Source organism: Microbacterium sp. AG1240 (assembly GCF_003635115.1).
Lineage (GTDB): Bacteria > Actinomycetota > Actinomycetes > Actinomycetales > Microbacteriaceae > Microbacterium.
In genome coordinates this window covers 388,509-407,644 of record NZ_RBXJ01000003.1, presented here as the reverse complement: position 1 = coordinate 407,644, position 19,136 = coordinate 388,509, and the positions used below count along the sequence as shown (strand labels likewise).

Sequence of the window (19,136 nt, the reverse complement as noted above, 5' to 3'; positions counted from 1 at the left end):
GAGCGCACCCCGGCCCGGCCTCCGCCGCATCCCTCACCCCATCCAGGAAGCACCCCATGAGCATCACCCCCACGATCCTGCTGACCCCCGACGTCGTGCTGACGATGGACGACGAGCGCTCGGTGCTCGAAGGCGCCGCCGTCGCCGTGCAGGGCGACGCGATCGTCGCCGTCGGGCCGCGGGCAGACCTCGAGGCCGCCTACCCCGGCGCCGCCCGGATCGACCTGCCCGACCGCGTGCTCATGCCGGGCCTGGTCAACGCCCACCACCACTCCGGCATGCTGCGCGGCACCGCCGAGCACCTGCCGGTGTGGGAGTGGCTGCGCCTGCACATCGACCCGATGCACCGGGTGCTGCGCCCCGAGGAGGCGGAGGCGGCCGCCTGGCTCTGCTACGCGGAGGGGCTGCTGTCGGGCACCACCACGGTGGTCGACATGTGGCGCTACATGGACGGCGCCGCGCGCGCGGCATCCGCGCTCGGCAACCGCCTGGTCACGGTCAACTACGTCGGCGAGCACCCCGACTTCGACTACTTCGACACCCTCGACGACAACGAGCGGATGCTGACGCAGTGGGCCGGCGCAGCGAACGGCCGCATCATGCCGTGGGTCGGCCTCGAGCACCCGTTCTACGCCGACGAGGCCGGGCAGCGCCGGGCCGTCGACCTCGCGAAGGCCTACGACACGGGCATCTACACGCACTGCAGCGAGGCCGAGATCGAGGTCGCCGACTTCGTCTCGCGCTACGGTGTGCGACCGATGTTCGCCCTCGAGAAGCTCGGCTTCTTCGACACCCCGCGGGCGATGATCGCCCACGCGGTGTGGCTCGACCAGGCCGAGGTCGAGCTCATCGCCGAGCGCGGGGTCGGCGTCTCGCACAACCCGGTGTCGAACATGAAGCTCGCCAGCGGTATGGCCCCGATCGCCGAGATCCTGGCCGCGGGCGTGAACGTGGGTCTCGGCACCGACGGCGAGAAGGAGAACAACAACCTCGACATGTTCGAGGAGATGAAGGTCGCCTCCCTCCTCGGCAAGCTCCGCACGATGGATGCGGCGGCCATGGACTCCTGGCAGGTGCTGCAGATGGCGACCCGCGGCGGGGCGGCGGCCATCGGCCGCGGCGGCGACATCGGAGCGATCGCCCCCGGGTTCCAGGCCGACCTCGTCGCCGTCCGCACCGACACCCCGCGGATGACGCCGCTGCTGCCGTCGGGCGGATACGCGAACGTGCACCACAACCTCGTGCACGCCGTGCGCGGATCGGACGTCGACCTGACGATGGTCGCGGGCGACGTCGTCGTCCGCGACGGCCGACTCGTGCACGCCGACCTCGGCGAGATCATCGACCGCGTGCGCTCACTGGTGCCCGACCTCTTCGCCCGCCGCTCGGCCTGGCTCGACGCCCAGGACGACCCGACCGGGCTCTTCCACGGCTGACACGCGAGGAGCGAACGGCCGTAACACGACCTTCGTAGCCTCTCGAACAACCCGATGCACAGCCACCACCCCCACCTCGCGACGGAGAAGCCCATGACGATCGAGATCACCCGCGGCGCGCTCCGCGAACGCGTCGCCGCGTTCCTGGCCGACGACCCGGGGCGCCTCCTCGTGGGCGGCCGCTGGACCCCCGCCCGCGACGATGCGACCTTCGCCACGCTCGACCCCGCCACCGGCGAGACGCTCGCCACGGTCGCGCGCGGATCGGGGGCGGACGCGGATGCTGCGGTGGCCGCCGCATCCGCCGCCCTCGCGTCGTGGGCCGGCATGCGGCCCGCCGACCGGGGTGCGCTGCTGTGGCGCATCGCCGACCTGATGCAGGAGCACCTCGACGACCTCGCCGAGCTCGAGACGCTCGACCAGGGCAAGAGCGTGCGCACCTCCCGCTTCGGCGAGGTGCCCGCCGCGATCAACCAGTTCCGCTACTACGCGGGCTGGCCGACGAAGATCCTCGGCGAGACGATCCCGACGTCGCTGAGCCGCACGCCCCCCGGCAAGGAGGTCTTCGCCTACACGCGCCGCGAGCCCGTCGGCGTGGTCGCCGCGATCGTGCCGTGGAACTCACCGCTCATCATGACGGCGATGAAGCTCGCTCCCGCCCTCGCCGCGGGCTGCACGATCGTGCTGAAGCCGGCCGAGAACACCCCGCTGACGGCGCTGTACCTGGGGCGCCTGCTGCAGGAGGCGGGCGTGCCCGACGGCGTCGTCAACATCGTCACCGGCTTCGGCGGCGAGGCGGGTCAGGCCCTCGCCGAGCATCCCGGCGTCGCCAAGGTGGCGTTCACCGGCTCGACCGCCGTCGGAAAGCGTCTCGTCGCCACCGCCGCGGGGAGCCTGAAGCGGCTCACCCTCGAGCTCGGCGGCAAGTCTCCCGCGCTCGTGCTGCCCGACGCCGACCTCGCCCAGGCCGTGGAGGGCATCTCGCGCGGCATCTTCGACAACGGCGGCCAGGTCTGCGTCGCGAGCGCCCGCGTCTACGCCCACCGCTCGGTCTACCGCGACGTCGTCGACGGGATGGCGGCGGCGGGCGAGAAGCTGCGGCTCGGACACGGTCTCGACCCCGACGCCGACCTCGGCCCCCTCGTCAGCCTCGCCCAGGCGGAGCGGGTGGCCGGCTTCATCGACGAGGGCCGGGCGCAGGGCGCGACCGTCGTCACGGGCGGCGAGCGCTCGGGCGACGCCGGCACGTTCTATACGCCGACGGTGCTCACCGACGTGCGGGCAGACATGCGCCTCATGCGCGAGGAGATCTTCGGGCCCGTCGCCGTCGTCACCCCCTACGACGACCTCGACGAGGTGGTGGGGTGGGCCAACGACTCGCCCTACGGTCTCGCGGCGAGCGTGTGGACGGAGGGCCTCAGCGACGCCCACCGCGTGGCGGCGCGACTGCAGGCGGGCACCGTGTGGGTGAACTGCCACTCGTTCCTCGGACCGGAGCTCCCCAAGGGCGGCCACAAGGAATCGGGCTGGGGCTACGAGAACGGCGCCCAGGGCCTGGAGAACTACCTGGAGACGAAGACGGTGGTGATGGTGCTGTGACGAAGAGGATCAGACTCGGGGTCTTCGAGATGATGAACCCCAGCAATGGGATGCCGACGTGGACCGACCCTCGCGGCCGCGGCGACGACTGGGACGACCTCGACCACTGGGTGACGCTCGCGCGCGAGCTCGACGCCGCGGGGTTCGACTTCCTCTTCTTCGCCGACACCTACGGCTATGCGACCCTCGGCGGGCGGATGCCCGAAGAGGTGGCGGCGCACGGCATCCAGTTCCCCGCCCTCGACCCGATGCTCGCCATCGCCGCCCTCGCCCGCGAGACCGAGAGCCTCGGCTTCGTCGTGACGTCGCCCACCACGGTCGAGCGCCCCTACGCCACGGCCCGGCGATTCGCGACGCTCGACCGGCTCACCGGCGGACGCATCGGGTGGAACATCGTCACCGGCAGTTCGCAGGCCACGACCGACGAGCTGTTCGGCGTGACCGAGCAGCTCACGCACGATGAGCGCTACGACGCCGCCGACGCCTTCCTCGACACGTGCCTGCGCTACTGGGAGCACAGCTGGGACGACGACGCCGAGGTTCGCGACCGGGCGAGCGGCGTGTACGCCGACCCCGCGAAGCTCCGCCCCGTCGAGGTCGAGGGGCGGTTCCAGCGCTCGCGCGGCATCTTCGCCGTGCCGCCGACCCCGCAGCGCACCCCCGTGCTCTTCCAGGCCGGCACCTCCGACCGGGGCCGCGCCTACGCCGCCCGTAACGCCGAGGCCGTCTTCATCCAGGGGCAGACGATCGCCTCGGCCGCCGCCCACGTCCAGGACATCCGCGAGCAGGCGGTGAAGAACGGGCGCGCGGCCGACGACGTCGCCGTGGTCACCGGCATGACCGTGACGGTGGCGCCGACCTCGGAGGAGGCGCGGATGCTGCGCGCCGAGTACGAGGCGCTCCTCGGCCTCGATGACGCCGCCGTCATGTTCGCCGGCATCACCGGACTCGACCTGACGGGCCTCGACCCCGAGATGCGGGTCGTGGATCTGAAGACCGATCTCGGGCAGACGCTCGTGCAGCGCTACGCACGGCAGGACCCCGGCATGCGCGTGGGGCAGATCCTCGACCAGTTCCGCACGAAGGCGATCCGCGGCTTCCAGGTCACCGGGTCGCCGGTCGAGGTCGCCGACGAGATCGAGCGCATCGTCGACGGCTCCGGCATCGACGGCATCATGCTCGAGCCGACCTTCGGCGGCCTCGACGCCTACCGCGCGTTCATCGACCTCGTGCTGCCGATCCTCGTCGAGCGCGGGCGCGCCGGCGGCGAAGCATCCACCCTGCGCGAGAGATTCACCGGCGCTGCGCGCCTCGCACCGACCCACCGCGCGCACGGGCTCTCCGCCCGCGCCGCGGACGATCTCCAGATGGGAGCCACCGAATGAGAGCCGATGCTGTCGACGCGGTCATCCGCGGCCTGAAGAGGGCGGGGGTGAGCGTGGCGACCTACCTGCCCGACTCGCTGCTGAAGGAGCTGTACCCGGCGCTGGACGCCGACCCCGACATCCGCACGATCCCCGTGACGAACGAGGGCGAGGGCGCCGCGATCGCCGGCGGCGTCTTCCTCTCCGGCAAGCGCGCCGTGCTCGTGATGGAGAACTCCGGACTCCGCGCCGCCACCGAGCACCTCGCCCGCATGGGACTCGGCGCCGGCATCCCGGTCGTGATGATCATGAGCTACCGGGGAGAGATGGGCGAGAACAACTGGTGGGCGATCCCCCACGGGATCACCATGGAACCTCTTCTGCAGGCCCTCCGCACGCCCTACACGATCGTGCGCGACGTCGACCAGCTCGAGACCGCGATCGTGCGCGCCTACGACACCGCCTACGCCTCGTACTACCACGCGGCGATCGTCCTCGGAGGAGACCTGGTCCGATGAGCTACTCCCGATTCGAAGCCATGAGACTGCTCGGGGCGCGCCTCGCCGACGAGCTCGTCATCCTCTCCCTCGGCGGTGCGGTCGACGAGTGGTACAACGCCGCCCCGCACATGCGCGACGCGAGCCTGTTCCAGCAGCAGCTCGGCTGCGTCACCCCCGAGGCCTTCGGACTCGCCGTCGGCCTCCCCCACCGCCGCATCGTCTCCCTCGACACCGACGGCGGACTGCTGTTCAACCTCGGCATCCTCGCCACCCTCGGCAACGAGCGCCCCGAGAACCTCTTCATCGTCGTCTGGGACAACGAGCAGTACCAGTCGATCGGGGGGCCTGCGACCCACACCGCGAAGGGGCGCGTCGACCTCGCCGCGATCGCCCGCGGCGCCGGCGTCGAGAACGCGTACACGGCCGCGACGCTCGAGGAGTTCGACGCGCACTGCGCGGCCGGCCTCGCGGCCACCGAGCCCTACATCGTCGTCGCGAAGACCGACGGGATCCTCGAACCCGGCATCAAGCGCAAGCACTCCGACGGACGCGAGGACAAATACATTTTCGTCCGCCACGTCGAGGCCACCGAGGGCATCAGCATCATGGGCCCCAGCGAGCACAACTGATGCCCGTGGTGACCGCGCCGGCGCCCGCCTACGACCTGATCGTGGTCGGCGGCGGCGCGGCCGGGAGCGTGCTGGCCGCCCGGCTCTCGGAAGACCCCGACCGGCGGGTGCTGCTGATCGAGGCGGGGCCCGACCACCGCGGGGTGCGCGAGATCCTCGACGCCGCGCACTGGGACGCCATGATCGGCGGGCCGTACGACTGGGGCTACCGCTCGACCCCCACCGACCACGTACTCGGGCGCTCGCTCGCGATGCCCCGCGGGAAGGTGCTGGGCGGCAGCTCGAGCACGAACGCGATGCTCTGGTACCGCGGCAACCGCGCCGACTACGACGCCTGGGCCGCCGCCGGGGCGACGGGCTGGGGGTACGACGACCTGCTGCCGTACTTCCGACGGTCGGAGTCGCGGGCGGGCGGCGACCCGGCCTTCCGCGGCACCGACGGACCCATGCGGGTCGGCCCGCTCGCCGACGTGCACCCGATCGCCGACGCCCTCATCGCCGCCTCGGCCGAGCGCGGCCTGCCGGTGCTCGACGACGCCAACGGCGCCTCCAACGAGGGCGCGGTCTACGCCGACTACAACGCGGTCGCCGGACCCGACGGCACTTTCGAGCGGTGGAGCGCCGCGCGGGCCTACCTCGAGCCCGCGCTCGCACGCGAGAACCTGCACGTGCTGGTCGGCAGCGCGGTGCACGCTGTCGTCGTGACCGCGGGCATCGTCACGGGCGTGCGGCACGTCGTCGACGGCGCGCTCGTGACCACGACCGCGGCGCGCACGGTGCTCGCCGCCGGCGCCCTCGACACCCCGCGCCTGCTGCAGCTCTCGGGCATCGGCGACCCGGAACGCCTCGCCGCCGCCGGGATCGCCGCCGCGCATGACCTGCCCGGGGTGGGCGAGAACTTCCAGGACCACCCGCTGATCCTGGGCATGAACTTCCGCGCCCGCGCCGACCTCGGCCCCGTGATCGGCAACGGCGGGGGCGCGATGCTGAACTGGCGCAGCACCCACGCCGAAGCCGGCCCCGACCTCCACACCGTCATCGCGCACGGCTCGCGCGGCGACGACGCCCTCCACGCCGCGCACGACCTCTCCGGCGACCGCGTGTTCGCGCTCGTGCCGGGGCTGTACCGCTCGCGGAGCACCGGATGGGTGCGGGTGCGCTCGGCCGACCCCGCAGCATCCGCCGACATCCAGCCGAACTACCTGGCCGACCCCACCGACCTCGCCGCCATGGTCGAGGCCGTCGACGCCGTGCACGACCTCGTCGCGACGTCGGCCTACGGCGATCTCGCCGAGGGCCCGATCACCCCGCCGCACGGCCTCGACCGTGCGGCGAAGGTGCGCTTCGTGCGCGAGAACATCGGCACCTTCTTCCACTGCTCGGGAACGGCCCGCATCGGCACCGACGACCTCGCCGTCGTCGATCCGGGGCTCCGCGTGCGTGGCCTCGAGGGCCTGTGGATCGCCGACGCCTCGGTCATGCCCACCATCCCGACCTGCAACACCCAGGCGCCCACCGTCGCGATCGCCGAGCGGGCCGCGGAGCTCCTGCGCGCCTGAGCGCCCGCGCGCACACCGGAGGACGTGTGCCGTCCGGAGGGCGGATGCTGCGGAACGCACCTCCCGTGCGTACATCTCCTCCCGTGTGCACCACGGGCAGCCGCGCCGCGAGCGGCCGGAGTCAGCGCTCGAGGAGGGCGTCGAGGGCGAGGAACTGCGCGGTGAAGTCGGCGCGCAGCATCCGCTTCTGCTCGTCGTCGCAGAACGCGGTGTCGATACCGGTGAGCGCGATGCGCTTGGCCGTCTCGGCGTCTATCCCCATCGCACGGAGCCCCTCGCGATACTCCCGGCCCAGATCGGTGCGGAAGAACATCGCATCGTCGGTCGAGACCGACACCGGAAGCCCGGCGTCGATCATCGCCCGGATGCGGTGCGCGGGATCGAGCACCCACCCCGAGCAGATCGTCGTCGACACCGGGGTGGTGGCGAAGCCGATCCCCCGCTCGAGAGCCAGCGCGAGCACCGCCGGATCGTCCATGACGCGGTAGCCGTGGTCGATGCGATCGCACCCCAGAACCTCGATCGCGTCGCGCACGTTGTGCGGGCTCGCCGACGGCGTCTCGCCCACATGGGCGGTGCGCAGGAGTCCGTGCTCACCCGCCAAGGCGTACGCGGCGGCGAACCTCAACGGGTCTTCGGTGTTCTCCGGCGTGAGGTCGTCCTGGCCGATCCCGACGACCTCCGGGAAGGGGTGCGCGATCATCTCGCGCACCAGGTCGACGGCCGCTTCGGCGGACTCCCGCCGGTTGATCGCCACGATGACGCGGAAGCCGACGCCCAGTTCGCGCTCGGCCCGCCTCAGACCGGCGATGGCCGCGGTCAGCACCTCGACGTACGACATCGGCGCCACCCCGGGCGTCGCCGGGTGCGCGAAGTACTGCGGGTTGATGTAGTACTCGCGATAGCGCAGATTGCCCTGCGCAACGGCATCGGCCACGCCCTCCCACGCGACCCGCTCCAGATCGGCGGGCGTGCGCAGCACCTCGTGCGCCACGCGCCAGCCATGGAGGAACTCGACGAGATCGCCGAACTCGAACAGGCGGTCGGTATCGTCGGTCCACAGCTCGACCGACGAGCGCAGCGCGAGCTCTCGCAGCGTCGCAGGTCGCATCGTCGAGACGAGATGGCAGTGCAGCTCGGTCTTCGGCAGCAGCTGAAGATAATCGGCGTACGAGATCATGCGTTCCTCCAGCCGCTCGGGCCCTGCTTCACAACGAGAAGCCGATAGGCCTCCCCCGTCGCCGACCACCAGCGGTGCGCCAGCCCGCCGCGGTAGTAGACCGAGTCGCCCCGGCCGAGCGTGAGCACGTCGCCGGCGACATCGACGCGCACGGCGCCGGCGAGCACGTAGACGAACTCGTCCTCGGCGTGCACGTACGCCTCACCCGCCGAGACGTTCTCGCCCACGACCTCCAGCGGATGCATCGGCCTCGTCCCGTGCGCGAGGGTGCGGGCCGGGGTCGCGGCGAACCCGTCGTCGACCAGCCGCTCGTCCGAGCGATGCACCTCGACCTCGGCCGCTTTCTCGTCGGGTGCGTCGGCGGCGGCGATCAGCTCGATCGGACTGGTCTCCAGCGCGACCGCCACGCGCCGAAGGGTCGACAGGCTCGGCTGGGCGAGACCGCGCTCGAGCTGGCTGAGGAACGGGTGCGACAGATCGGTCGCGTCGGCGAGCTGCACCAGCGTCATCGAGCGAGCGTGACGGAGCAGGCGGATGTGCGCGCCGAGGCGCAGACTCGCGGCCCTCTCGTCGTGCGCCGCCTGCTCGACCATCGTCGTCATGTCGACCTCAGGCGGGGAGCGCCACTCCGTGATCGCTCGCGTACGCCTCCACCGCGGCCACGAACGCCGCGCGGCGGGCGGGAGTGAGCCACGACGCCTCGAAGGAGTTGATCGCGAGCTGCACGAGGTCGGTCTGCGACAGCCCCGCCTGCTCGGCGAGGGCGACGTAGTTCTCACCGACGTAGGCGCCGAAGTAGGCCGGGTCGTCGGAGTTGACCGTCACGCGCAGGCCCTCGCGCAGGAGCCCGACGATCTCGTCGGCCTTCATCTGCTCGGTCACGAACGAGTTCGACACGGGGCAGGTGGTGAACCCGAGACCGCGCTCCTTCGCGAGGGCGACGAGCGCGGGGTCTTCGACGATGTTCGTGCCGTGGTCGATGCGGTCGACACCGATCTGCTCGATGACCGCGCGGATGTTGTCGACCGAGCCGACCTGGTCGATGTCGCAGTGCATCGTGAGGAAGAACCCCTCGGCCTTGGCACGGGCGAAGACATCGGCGAACTTGCCGGGCGGGTTGTCGCGCTCGTCGGAGTCGAGGCCGACACCGATGATCCACGCCTTGTAGGGCAGCGCCTCCATGAGCGTCGTCATGGCGTGCTCGGCCGAGAAATCGCGGAGGAAGCAGAGGATCAGCTCCGCCGAGATGCCCAGCTCGCTCTCGGCGCGGACCGCTGCCCGCCGGTAGCCGCCGATGACGTTGCCGAAGGGCACCCCGCGGCTCGTGTGCGCCTGCGGGTCGAAGAACATCTCCGCGTGCACGACGCCCTGCTCCTTGGCCCTCAGCAGGTACGCCCAGGCCAGGTCGTGGAAGTCGTCGGCCGTCTGCAGCACGTTCATCGCCGGGTAGTACACCGCGAGGAAGCTGGTGAGGTCGGTGAAGTCGTACGTCGCCTTCACCGCGTCCACGGTCTTCTCGGCGAGCTCGATGCCGTTGCGCGCGGCGAGGTCGAACTTCAGCTCGGGCTCGAGCGTGCCCTCGAGGTGCAGGTGCAGCTCGGCCTTGGGCAGGCCGAGGGCGAAGTCGGTCAGGGAGGTCATGCGGGAGTGTCCTTTCGGGCGGACGGATGCGGCGGAGGCGGCGGGATGCGTCAGGACCGGTCGGCCATGCCCATGCGGGCGAGCACCACCGACTCGACGATCTGTACGAGGTTGTAGAGGATGAGCGCGGTGCCGGTGACCAGCACGACGGCCGTCCACACGGCCGAGAACTGCGCCCCGGCGATGTAGCCGCCGACGGCACCGCCGATGCCGCCGCCGACCGCGAGCCACTCGGCGAGGAGCGCGCCGGTGATCGCCCCCGGCACCGAGATGCGCACCGCCGCGAAGAACTCCGGCAGCGAGCTCGGCAGGGCGACCTTGCGCAGTCGCGTCCAGGCGTTGCCGCCGTACACCGCGACGAGGTCGTTCATCTGCGGCGAGGCCGACTTGAGGCCGAACACGATGTTCACGAGGGCTGGGAAGAGCACGACGATCCCGCCGATCACGGCGACCGAGGCGAACTCGCGCCCGAAGATGAGGATGATCACCGGCGCCATGGCCACCAGCGGCACGGAGCGCAGCAGCATCGCCATCGGCATGAGCGCGTGCTCGATGCCCTTGCTCAGCTGGAACACGATGGCCACCAGCAGCGCGACCACGAGGCCCGCGGCGAACCCGACGAACGAGTGGCCGAGGGTCACACCGAGCTGGCCGAACAGCTGCGCCCGGTTGGCCTCGGCGTTGGGCACCGTGAACAGGAAGTTCCAGACGTCGATCGGCCCCTTGCCGACGTAGGCCGACACCTGGAAGACCCCGAGGGCCCCGACCCAGATGACGAGCACGGCGACGATCGTGAGCACGAAGGTCAGGAGCGCACGGGTGAGCGCGCGAACGGTCGACTTCGTCGCCTCGCGGCGGATCTCGGCGTTCAGATTCGCGATCGATTCGGCGCGGCCCGGCACGGCGACCGCGGACAGGGTGTCCATGCTCATCGGGATGCTCCCTTCGACCAGGGCGCCACGGCCCGCGAGATGAGACCGAGCAGCGCGTAGCCGAGGAGGGCCACCGCCCCGGAGGCGAGGGCGATGTCCCACACCCGGGCGGAGTTGAGGGCCTGCTGGGCGGCGATCATCGCCGGACCGACGCCCACGGTGATCTTGCCGAAGAACTCTCCCAGCACCGCACCCAGGAAGGCGGCGGGCACCGCGATCTGGAGGGCGTTGAGGATCGCGGGGAGGGAGGCGATGAGGCGCACCTTGCGCAGCTGGGTGAGCCGGGAGCCGCCGTAGACGGTGATGAGGTCGAGGCTCGCCTTGTCGGCGGCCTTCAGCCCGAGGAGGGCGCCGACGACGGTCGTGAAGAAGCAGCTCAGCGCGGCGAGGAACACGGCCGTCGTCGAGGGCTGCCCGGCCGTCGGGATCGGCACGATCACGGTGAGCAGCAGACCGAGAGCCACGATCGGGATGCAGTACGTGATGATCGCGATCTGCATCACCACGCCCTCCAGGCGCGGCACGATCAGCACCAGCGCGGCCAGCACCAGGGCGAGGCCGTTGCCCCAGAGGTAGCCGATGCCCGCTTCGGTGAGCGTGATGCCGAAGTTCTTGGCGTAGAACTCCCACCCGGTGTCGAAGAACTCCACGACGACCTGCAGCGGGGTGGGAATGGCCTGCACCCCGCCGGGGCCGACGTTCGAGAACACCGTCGCCGCCAGGATCCACCAGACGGCGATGATGCCGATGACACCGATCGCTCCGGTCAACCACGCGGGGAGCGCGACGTCCTCCCACTGGATCGCGCGCGGCTTCGAGCCCTGGGGGGCGGGAGCGCCCGGGCTCTTCGTCACGGGAGCGTCAATGGTCATCGGCGGCGGCGCCTCCGACGCCGAACAGCAGTTCCTGCGCGTGATCGACGTAGGCGTGGAACTCGGGCGTGCGCATCATCTCGGGGGTCCGAGGACGAGGGAGGTCGATGGTCATGACCTCCTTGATGCGGCCCGGACGCGGGCTCATGACGGCCACCTGGTCGGAGAGGAAGATCGCCTCCGAGATGCCGTGCGTGACCAGGAGGGTCGTCGCGGGCTTCTCGGTCCAGATGCGCAGCAGCTCGAGGTTGAGCTTCTGCCGCGTCATGTCGTCGAGGGCGCCGAACGGTTCGTCGAACAGCAGCACCGAGGGCTTCATGATGAGGGAGCGCGCGATCGACACGCGCTGGCGCATGCCGCCCGACAGCTGCGCGGGCTTGGCCTTCTCGAAGCCCTTGAGGCCGACCAGGTCGATCATCTCGGCGACGTAGGCCTTGTCGACGGGCTTGCCCGCGACCTCGAACGGCAGCTGGATGTTCGACTGAACGCTGCGCCACGGCAGGAGCGCCGAGTCTTGGAACGCGATGCCCAGCTCGTTGCCCCGGCGCAGCTCTTTCGGGCTCTTGCCGTCGACACGGGTGGTGCCGCTGGTCGGGTCCTCCAGACCGGCGAGGATCCGCAGGATCGTCGACTTGCCGCACCCCGATGGACCGAGGAGGGCCAGGAACGTTCCCTGGTCGGTGTGGAGGTTGGCGTCCTGCAGCGCCACGACGCTCTTGCGTCCGACGCTGAAGACTTTGTTCAGTCCGGTGATCTGCAGGCCGGTGCCCAGGGTCGTCCCCTGGGCACCGGTCTCGGTGGCCGTGTCGGTCACAATTGCACTCCCAAGGGATCTCAGCCCGCGTAGGCGACGAGATCCGGGTTCTCCTCGTAGACCTCGGCCAGCAGGCTGAGGTCGAAGAGGTCGGATGCTTCGAGGTTGATCCCCGCTCCCGCGAGGCTCTTGATGGTCTCCGCCTGCAGCGCATCGGAGATGGTGAAGATGCCGTTCTCCTCGGTCTCGTCCGAGACGACCAGCAGGTTCTGGGCCTCGGATCCGGCGAGGGTCTTGGCCGGGTCGAGGTCGAGGTCGGTGCCGTAGGTCTCGATGGCGAGGTCGGCGCCGGCCTGCGGGTCGGCGAGCGCGTCGGTCCAGCCCTTGATCTCGGCGACGAGGAACGCCTTGAGCATCTCGCGGTTGTTCGCGATGGTGTCGTCGGTCACGGTGACCGTCTCGGCCACGAACGGCAGGCCGTTGTCGGCGAAGGGCAGGTTGGTGGTGGCGGTGCCCGCCATCTCGACCGAGATCGCCTCGTTGGTGAGGTAGGCGACGAAGCCGTCGACCTCGCCGTTGATCAGCGGCGCCGGGTCGTACTGCACGGGAACGATCGTGAGCTCGGAAGCGTCGATGTCGTTCGCGGCCAGGAGCGCGTTGAACAGCGTCAGGTTGGAGTCCTGGACGCCGATCTTCTTGCCCTTGAGGTCTTCGGGGGTGGCGATGTCGCCGCCGTCCTTGAGCGAGAGCACGGTGAAGGGGTTCGCCTGGAACGTCGCGCCGATGATCTTCAGCGGTGCCGACTCGTTGGCGACGGCCGCGCCGACCTGCACCGAGTCGCTCAGCGCGATGTCGGCGGTGCCGCTGAGGAGCTCGGGAACGCCGCCCGAGGGGCCGGGGACCAGCTGCACCGACGAGAAGCCGGCGTCGGTGTAGTAGCCCTTGGAGTCGGCGATGTACTCACCGGCGAACTCCTCGTTGAAGATCCAGCTGAGCTGCAGCGTGATGTCGCCGAAGCCGTCGGCGCCGGCCGATGCCTCGCCACCGGCGGTCTCGGTCGCGCCGCCCGCGCAGGCGGAGAGCGCGACGGCCGCAACGGCGATCCCGGCGAGGGCTGCGGCGAGGCGCTTGGCGCGCCGAGGGAGAAGGAAGGACATGAACACTCCTGACGGATGTGGTGCTTCGGGTGGGAACGCGCACGCCCTGGGCCTCGACACTGCGCGTGACCCCGACGCTAGGCGATGTAGATTTCACGAACACTGGCGCGATGTTTCGCCGCCGTTACAGGTGCGGGGGTCGACACACGTCAATCGGCCGAGACTCCCCGCCTGGCCGCGTGTCTCGGCCGATCGCGATGTCTCGGGCTCAGCGGGGCTCGGCGGCGAGGTGCAGCACCGATTCGGCGAGCGCGGCGATCCCCCGCTCGACGTCGGCGGCCGACACCGACTCGTCGGGGTGATGGCTGATCCCGTCGGGGTTTCGGAGGAACAGCATCCCGACGTCGGTGATGGCGCCGATCGACATCGCGTCGTGCCCGGCGCGGCTGAAGATCTCGGGCGGCTCCCCCGCCCCGGGGCCCCGGATGCCCGCGCGCACGACGTCCTGCAGCAGCGGCGCGCAGAACACCGCCGGGGCGTTGTGCACCTCACGGGCCCGCCAGCGGAGTCCGCGGCGCCCCATGGCCTCGTCGACCTCGCGCGAGATGGCGTCCCACACGTGGTCGCGCGCGCCGTCGAACTCTCCGCGCAGGTCGACCGAGAGGTGGGCCTCGCCGGGCACGATGTTGACCGCCCCGGGGAAGGCCTCCAGCTGCCCGACCGTGCCGATGATGTGGTGCTCGCCCCGGCAGATCCGTTCGACGGCGAGGGCGATCTCGCTCGCCCCGAGCAGGGCGTCGCGCCGCATGTCGTAGGGGGTTCCGCCGGCGTGCCGCGCCTCGCCCTCCACCACGAGCTGGAACCGTCGCGCGCTGGCGATCGACGACACCACCGCGAGCGCCTCGCCGCGGCGGTGCAGCTCCGGCCCCTGTTCGATGTGCGCCTCGAGGTAGCCGACGAGCTCGTCGGGCCGGCGCGCGGCCTCCCCCACCCTCCCCGGATCGAGGCCGAACTCGAGGAACGCCTGCCGGAGCGTCACCCCGTCGGCGTCGGCGAGCGACCACCAGGAGTCGTCCCACGTGCCGGCGACCGCCGACGACCCCAGAAGCGCCTTCCCGAACCGCGTGCCCTCCTCGTCGGAGAACGCCACGACCTCCAGGGCGAACGGGAGGGGCGAGACGGCGAGTCCGTCGTCTCGGATGCGGCGCAGCATCCGCACCACTTCCAGGCCCATGAGCACGCCCACGATCCCGTCGAAGCGACCCGCGTCGGGAACCGTGTCGAGGTGCGAACCGATCATGAGCGCGGGCGCGTCGTCTCGCGGGGTCGCCGAGGCGGTCGACGGTGCGAGACGCCCGACCTGGTTGCCCGCGGCGTCCTGACGCGTGGCCATGCCGATCTCGCGCATCCACTCGGCGGCGAGCCTGTTGACGCGGGCGTGCTCGGTGGAGAGGTAGACGCGCTCGATGCGCCCGGGGGTCGAGGTGACGCGCGCGAGCTCGTCGCAGCGCTGCATCACCCGACGGGCGGCGGCGGCGAGGCGGTCGGGCTCGACCCGGAGTCGGCTCTGCACCCGTCAGCTCGCCGCCCGGTAGACGTCGTTCGCGGCCTCGACCCCGCCGCCGGCGGGCACCGGGGCACCGAAGCGGCGCAGCACCGTCTCGAGCGAGGCGAGGGTCTGCAGCACGGCGTCGGTGCGGGCGTTGTAGCCCATCGTGCCGATGCGCCAGACGCGCCCGTGCAGCGGGCCGAACGACGTGCCGATCTCGATGCCGAAGTCGTCGAGCATCGCGGTGCGCGCCGCGTCGCCCGGCACCCCCTCGGGGATCTCGACGGCGACGACGTTGCTCATCTTGTGGGCGACGTCGCCGAAGACGCTCAGGCCGAGCCCGCGCACCCCCGCGAGCATTGCCTCGCCGTGCAGACGGTGCCGGTCGATGACGGCGTCGCGCCCCTCGAGCAGCAGCACGCGCGCGCACTCACGGGCGCCGTAGAGCATGGTCGTCGCCTCGGTGTGGTGATTCAGGCGCCGGGGACCCCAGTAGTCCAGGATCATGCCGAGATCGAAGTAGTTCGATCGCACGAAATCGGCCGCCGACGGGTCTCCGGCCTCGCGGATGCCGGCCTCGATACGGGTGCGCGATCGGATGACCTCCACCGCCGCCTCGGACAGGCTGATCGGGGCCGACCCCGACGGCCCGCCGAGGCACTTCTGCAGGCCCGCGGTCGCCGCATCCAGTCCCCAGGCGTCCATCTCGAACGCGTTGCCGCCGAGGGAGGCGGTCGCGTCGGTGTAGAACAGCACCCCGTTCGCTCGGCACAGCTCGCCGATCTCGTCGAGGGGCTGCAGCATCGTCGTCGACGTGTCGCCCTGCACGAGCGCCAGGAGGTGGGGCTTCACCCGCTCGATCGCCTCGCGCACCGCCGAGACGGGGAACACCTCGCCCCACGGCACCTCGATCGTGTGCACCTCGGCCATCGCGCGCTCGGCGATCTCGGCGAGCAGGTGCCCGAAGCGACCGAAGATCGGCACGAGCACGCGGTCACCCGGCCGCACGAGCGAGACCATCGCGGCCTCGATCCCCGCGCGGGAGGTGCCGTCGACGAGCACGGTCGCGTCGTTCTCGGTCGCCCACACCTGTCGGTAGAGCTCCTGGGTCTCGGTCATCGTCGCCGTCATGAACGGGTCGTACTGTCCGACGAGAGGCGCCGACATCGCCCGCAGCACGCTGGGATACGCCGAGATCGGCCCCGGCCCCATCAGCAGACGCGCGGGCGGATCGATCGGTGCGGGGAAGGTCATGGGGTCTCCGTTCGACGGACGAGGGATGCGAGGCGGCGGGCCAGGCGTACGAGGGCGATGTCGGTGCCGGCGCGCGAGACGAGGCACACCCCGACCGGGGCCGCGCCCAGGGGCGAGGCGACGGTCAGCAGGGGCGCCGAGACGGCGGGGAGCCCGGCCACGGCGGCGGGCACGGTCATGCGCAGCGTCGCCGCGCGGGTCGCGTCGATGTCGGCCGGGTCGGCGGTGCGCGCGGGCGCCGGGCCGGGCACCGTGGGAAAGATCAGCACCGCGTCGCGCACGAGGGCCTCGAGGCGGTCGCGCAGGGGTGCCAGGGAGTAACGGGCGGATGCTTCGCCCTCGGCCGTCACGGCGGCACCCGCCCGGAAACGTTCGGCCGCAGCCGGGCCGACCGCCCCGGGATGCGCCTCCAGCCATTCGCCGTTGTTGCGCCACGCCTCGGCGCCCTGCACCGCACGGAACGCCGCCGCGGGCGCGGCGAGGTCGCCGATCGACACGTCGTCGATGACGGGACCGTCGGTCACGGCGGCCAGAGCCTCGACCAGCGCGTCGAAGGCGGCGATCGTCGCGGGGTCGGCGTCGGCGCGGATCTCGGCCGGCACGCGCAGACGCCAGGGCAGGTCGGGCCCCGACTCCCCCCACACGCTCTCGGTCGACTCCGACCCGTCGTAGCTCAGGCACCAGTCGGCGACGCGTTGCAGGGTCTCCCCGTCGCGGGTGATCCAGCCGACGGTGTCGAACGACTGCGCGAGCGGAAGCAGGCCCTGGCGCGGCACGAGCCCGTGGGTCGTGCGGAGCCCCCATAGCCCCTGGTACGACGCGGGGACGCGCACCGACCCGGCGGTGTCGGTGGCCAGACCGATCTCGGCCTGGCCGGTCGCGACCGCCGACGCCGGCCCGTTCGACGAGCCGCCGGGGAGGGCCCCGGGGACGGCGCCGTTGGGCGGGGTGCCGTAGTGCGGGTTGTCGCCCGCGATCGAGTACGCGAACTCGTCGGTGCGGGCGATCCCGCGCAACGACGCGCCCCCGCGCAGCAGGTCGGAGACGGCGGCGGCGGTCGTCGCCTCGGCCCGCGCACTCTCGAGGTACGCCGGGTTCCCCGCGCCGATGCGGAACCCCTTGATGGCGAAGAGGTCTTTCACCGCGACGGTGAGCCCGGCCAGCGGCCCCTCCCACGCGCCCTGGAGGAACGGGTCGCCGACCTGGCGCCACACGGCGCGGTCGAGCGCCTGGGCGCGGCCGGTGACGTGCGCGGCCGTGATGACCCAGCATCCGTCGACCCGCTGCCAGACCTGCGTCTGCAGCCCGGTTCCGCCGCCCCGGAAGCGCGACACCGATACCAGCAGCGCCACGTCCTCGGCGAGGGGACGGTATTCGATCCGCTCGATGGTGCGGGGAGCGACCCCGCCGCGCAGCTTCCGGAACGCCAGCAGGGCGCCGTCGCCGACGAGCAGCCCCGCAGCATCCCCCCGCATCACCTCGGGCCCCGAGGCGAACGCCGCGTCGAGCACCTCGACGTCGTCGCTCATGAGCGCCCGTTCGTACGCCTCGAACGCCGCGCGCAGGTCGGCGGGGATCTCGCTCCCCTCTGCCGCGTGAGAGTCCACGACACCCGGAGCGGGGTCGTGCGTCGTCCGGGTGTTCTGGCCTTTCGGCGCGTGGGGGGCGGCGCTCACCGAGCCACCTCCGCGAAATCGGACTCGCGGATGCGGGCGTGCACACCGCACACGATGTCGACCACCTGCGAGATGTCGAAGTCGGTCGCCGCGCTCAGGTACGCGTACGCGAGGTGTTCGTCGAGACCCCACCGCGCGCGGATCAGCGAGAGCGCGGCGCGCACGCACGCCCGCATCGCCGCATCCAGGTCGGGGTCGAGGCCGGTGGGAACCAGGTAATCCGCCGTACGCACGAGCGGCCCGGTGATCTCGCCGAACTCGGCGAGGGCATCGTTCCTCGCGACGACGTCGAACCGCAGAGTCGCACGCAACGACGCCTCCAGCGCGGTCAGCGCGACCTCGCCGTCGCCCTGCGCGAAGTGCGGGTCGCCGACGTACGCGAGGGCGCCGGCCACCTGCACGGGCAGGTAGAGCACGGTGCCCGCGACGAGCAGATTGATGTCGATGTTGCCGCCGTGCGCCCCGGGCGGCACCGAGTGCGGGCGGTCTGATCCGGCGACGGCGACCCCCATCGTGCCGAGGAACGGCGCGAGCGGGAACGTCACGACCCGCTCGCCGCCCTCGACCACGGGAAGGCTCCCGAACAGCTCCCCGTCGCGTTCGACCACCGGGCTGAAGACGCTGACGTTGCCCGCCCCGCGCGGCAGCTCCCCGACGAGGGCCCCTTTGCCGTGACGGTTCGAGATCACGCCGTACGGCACGCGCGGCACGAGCTCGACGACCGTGATCTTCAGCAGGTCGCCGGGCTCGGCGCCCTCGACCCTGATCGGTCCGGTGACCACGTGCGGCCCGTCGGCGGCCGGATCGCGGGTGACGGATGCGGCGATCTCGACCGCGTCGTCGAGCACCTCGGAGGCCGCGACCCCGTGCGAGGCGAAGAACGCGAGCGGGTCCTTCCCCTGGTCATCGAGGATGCCCTCGTGCGAGACGGTGTCGATCGTGACGGTCTCGCCCGGCGCGACGGTGAGCACCGCAGCATCCGTCTCGCACGGGAGGCGCCCCCACCGCACGGTCTCGGGCGAGGCGGGAAGATAGTGGTCGCCCGGGGTCTCACCCACGCCGGGCTGGAGGATCTCGATCGTCACCGCTCGCCC

17 protein-coding genes are annotated in these 19,136 nt (G+C 71.6%); 6 read left to right on the top strand and 11 right to left on the bottom strand.

Translation table 11 applies throughout. The features are described from left to right. Positions 1-56: 56 nt before the first annotated feature. The 6 genes from DEU34_RS14010 to DEU34_RS13985 all read left to right on the top strand — a co-directional run bounded on the left by DEU34_RS14010 (position 57) and on the right by DEU34_RS13985 (position 7,087). Positions 57-1,436, top strand: coding sequence for an amidohydrolase (locus DEU34_RS14010; RefSeq protein WP_183042496.1), 1,380 nt, complete (start codon positions 57-59; stop codon positions 1,434-1,436). A gap of 93 nt (positions 1,437-1,529) precedes the next feature. After that, positions 1,530-3,035, top strand: coding sequence for an aldehyde dehydrogenase (locus DEU34_RS14005; RefSeq protein ID WP_121151595.1), 1,506 nt, complete (start codon positions 1,530-1,532; stop codon positions 3,033-3,035). Next, on the top strand, positions 3,032-4,420 hold the full coding sequence (locus DEU34_RS14000; RefSeq protein WP_121151261.1) for an NtaA/DmoA family FMN-dependent monooxygenase: 1,389 nt from the start codon (positions 3,032-3,034) through the stop codon (positions 4,418-4,420). The genes DEU34_RS14005 and DEU34_RS14000 overlap by 4 nt, the downstream gene beginning before the upstream one ends. Further along, positions 4,417-4,917, top strand: coding sequence for a thiamine pyrophosphate-binding protein (locus DEU34_RS13995; RefSeq protein ID WP_121151259.1), 501 nt, complete (start codon positions 4,417-4,419; stop codon positions 4,915-4,917). The genes DEU34_RS14000 and DEU34_RS13995 overlap by 4 nt, the downstream gene beginning before the upstream one ends. Continuing rightward, positions 4,914-5,528 carry a thiamine pyrophosphate-dependent enzyme gene (locus DEU34_RS13990; protein ID WP_121151257.1) on the top strand — a complete coding sequence of 205 codons (615 nt, stop codon included), beginning with the start codon at positions 4,914-4,916 and terminating at the stop codon, positions 5,526-5,528. The genes DEU34_RS13995 and DEU34_RS13990 overlap by 4 nt, the downstream gene beginning before the upstream one ends. Further along, the gene (locus DEU34_RS13985; protein ID WP_121151255.1) at positions 5,528-7,087 is read left to right on the top strand and encodes a GMC family oxidoreductase; all 1,560 of its coding nucleotides are present in this window, start codon (positions 5,528-5,530) and stop codon (positions 7,085-7,087) included. The genes DEU34_RS13990 and DEU34_RS13985 overlap by 1 nt, the downstream gene beginning before the upstream one ends. 121 nt (positions 7,088-7,208) lie before the next feature. On the opposite strand, the gene DEU34_RS13980 is transcribed toward DEU34_RS13985, so the two are convergent. The 11 genes from DEU34_RS13980 to DEU34_RS13930 form a co-directional block, all read right to left on the bottom strand. Beyond that, on the bottom strand, positions 7,209-8,267 hold the full coding sequence (locus DEU34_RS13980; RefSeq protein WP_121151253.1) for a hypothetical protein: 1,059 nt from the start codon (positions 8,265-8,267) through the stop codon (positions 7,209-7,211). After that, a complete protein-coding gene (locus DEU34_RS13975) occupies positions 8,264-8,869 on the bottom strand; it encodes a helix-turn-helix domain-containing protein (protein ID WP_121151251.1) in 606 nt (201 codons plus the stop codon). Before DEU34_RS13975 ends, DEU34_RS13980 begins: the two co-directional genes overlap by 4 nt. 7 nt (positions 8,870-8,876) lie before the next feature. Beyond that, complete coding sequence (gene add / locus DEU34_RS13970) at positions 8,877-9,908, bottom strand: adenosine deaminase (protein WP_121151249.1); 1,032 nt, start codon at positions 9,906-9,908, stop codon at positions 8,877-8,879. Between the two features lie 50 nt (positions 9,909-9,958). Then, complete coding sequence (locus tag DEU34_RS13965; protein ID WP_259460170.1) at positions 9,959-10,840, bottom strand: ABC transporter permease; 882 nt, start codon at positions 10,838-10,840, stop codon at positions 9,959-9,961. Beyond that, positions 10,837-11,712, bottom strand: a complete 876-nt coding sequence (locus DEU34_RS13960; RefSeq protein WP_121151245.1) for an ABC transporter permease — start codon at positions 11,710-11,712, stop codon at positions 10,837-10,839. Before DEU34_RS13960 ends, DEU34_RS13965 begins: the two co-directional genes overlap by 4 nt. Beyond that, the gene (locus DEU34_RS13955; protein ID WP_183042495.1) at positions 11,702-12,526 is read right to left on the bottom strand and encodes an ABC transporter ATP-binding protein; all 825 of its coding nucleotides are present in this window, start codon (positions 12,524-12,526) and stop codon (positions 11,702-11,704) included. The genes DEU34_RS13960 and DEU34_RS13955 overlap by 11 nt, the downstream gene beginning before the upstream one ends. A gap of 20 nt (positions 12,527-12,546) precedes the next feature. Further along, positions 12,547-13,623: an ABC transporter substrate-binding protein gene (locus DEU34_RS13950; RefSeq protein ID WP_121151243.1), complete on the bottom strand. Its 1,077-nt coding sequence runs from the start codon at positions 13,621-13,623 to the stop codon at positions 12,547-12,549. Positions 13,624-13,831: 208 nt separating this feature from the next. Beyond that, positions 13,832-15,136, bottom strand: a complete 1,305-nt coding sequence (locus tag DEU34_RS13945; protein WP_259460169.1) for an allantoate amidohydrolase — start codon at positions 15,134-15,136, stop codon at positions 13,832-13,834. A 3-nt stretch (positions 15,137-15,139) separates the two neighbouring features. After that, entirely contained in the window at positions 15,140-16,366 is a 1,227-nt protein-coding gene (locus DEU34_RS13940; protein ID WP_121151241.1) for an alanine--glyoxylate aminotransferase family protein, read from the bottom strand. Further along, positions 16,363-18,042: an AtzH-like domain-containing protein gene (locus tag DEU34_RS13935; RefSeq protein ID WP_259460168.1), complete on the bottom strand. Its 1,680-nt coding sequence runs from the start codon at positions 18,040-18,042 to the stop codon at positions 16,363-16,365. The genes DEU34_RS13940 and DEU34_RS13935 overlap by 4 nt, the downstream gene beginning before the upstream one ends. Next, positions 18,039-19,127: an acetamidase/formamidase family protein gene (locus tag DEU34_RS13930; RefSeq protein ID WP_121151239.1), complete on the bottom strand. Its 1,089-nt coding sequence runs from the start codon at positions 19,125-19,127 to the stop codon at positions 18,039-18,041. The genes DEU34_RS13935 and DEU34_RS13930 overlap by 4 nt, the downstream gene beginning before the upstream one ends. Positions 19,128-19,136: the final 9 nt, after the last annotated feature.

Excerpts from the sequence above, each read along its gene's own strand:
- DEU34_RS13980 (WP_121151253.1), bottom strand. The coding sequence starts at position 8,267 with ATGATCTCGTACGCCGATTATCTTCAGCTGCTGCCGAAGACCGAGCTG.
- DEU34_RS13990 (WP_121151257.1), top strand. The coding sequence starts at position 4,914 with ATGAGCTACTCCCGATTCGAAGCCATGAGACTGCTCGGGGCGCGCCTC.
- DEU34_RS13960 (WP_121151245.1), bottom strand. The coding sequence starts at position 11,712 with ATGACCATTGACGCTCCCGTGACGAAGAGCCCGGGCGCTCCCGCCCCC.
- add (WP_121151249.1), bottom strand. The coding sequence starts at position 9,908 with ATGACCTCCCTGACCGACTTCGCCCTCGGCCTGCCCAAGGCCGAGCTG.
- DEU34_RS14005 (WP_121151595.1), top strand. The coding sequence starts at position 1,530 with ATGACGATCGAGATCACCCGCGGCGCGCTCCGCGAACGCGTCGCCGCG.
- DEU34_RS14010 (WP_183042496.1), top strand. The coding sequence starts at position 57 with ATGAGCATCACCCCCACGATCCTGCTGACCCCCGACGTCGTGCTGACG.
- DEU34_RS13975 (WP_121151251.1), bottom strand. The coding sequence starts at position 8,869 with ATGACGACGATGGTCGAGCAGGCGGCGCACGACGAGAGGGCCGCGAGT.
- DEU34_RS13940 (WP_121151241.1), bottom strand. The coding sequence starts at position 16,366 with ATGACCTTCCCCGCACCGATCGATCCGCCCGCGCGTCTGCTGATGGGG.
- DEU34_RS13995 (WP_121151259.1), top strand. The coding sequence starts at position 4,417 with ATGAGAGCCGATGCTGTCGACGCGGTCATCCGCGGCCTGAAGAGGGCG.
- DEU34_RS13965 (WP_259460170.1), bottom strand. The coding sequence starts at position 10,840 with ATGAGCATGGACACCCTGTCCGCGGTCGCCGTGCCGGGCCGCGCCGAA.
- DEU34_RS13950 (WP_121151243.1), bottom strand. The coding sequence starts at position 13,623 with ATGTCCTTCCTTCTCCCTCGGCGCGCCAAGCGCCTCGCCGCAGCCCTC.
- DEU34_RS13985 (WP_121151255.1), top strand. The coding sequence starts at position 5,528 with ATGCCCGTGGTGACCGCGCCGGCGCCCGCCTACGACCTGATCGTGGTC.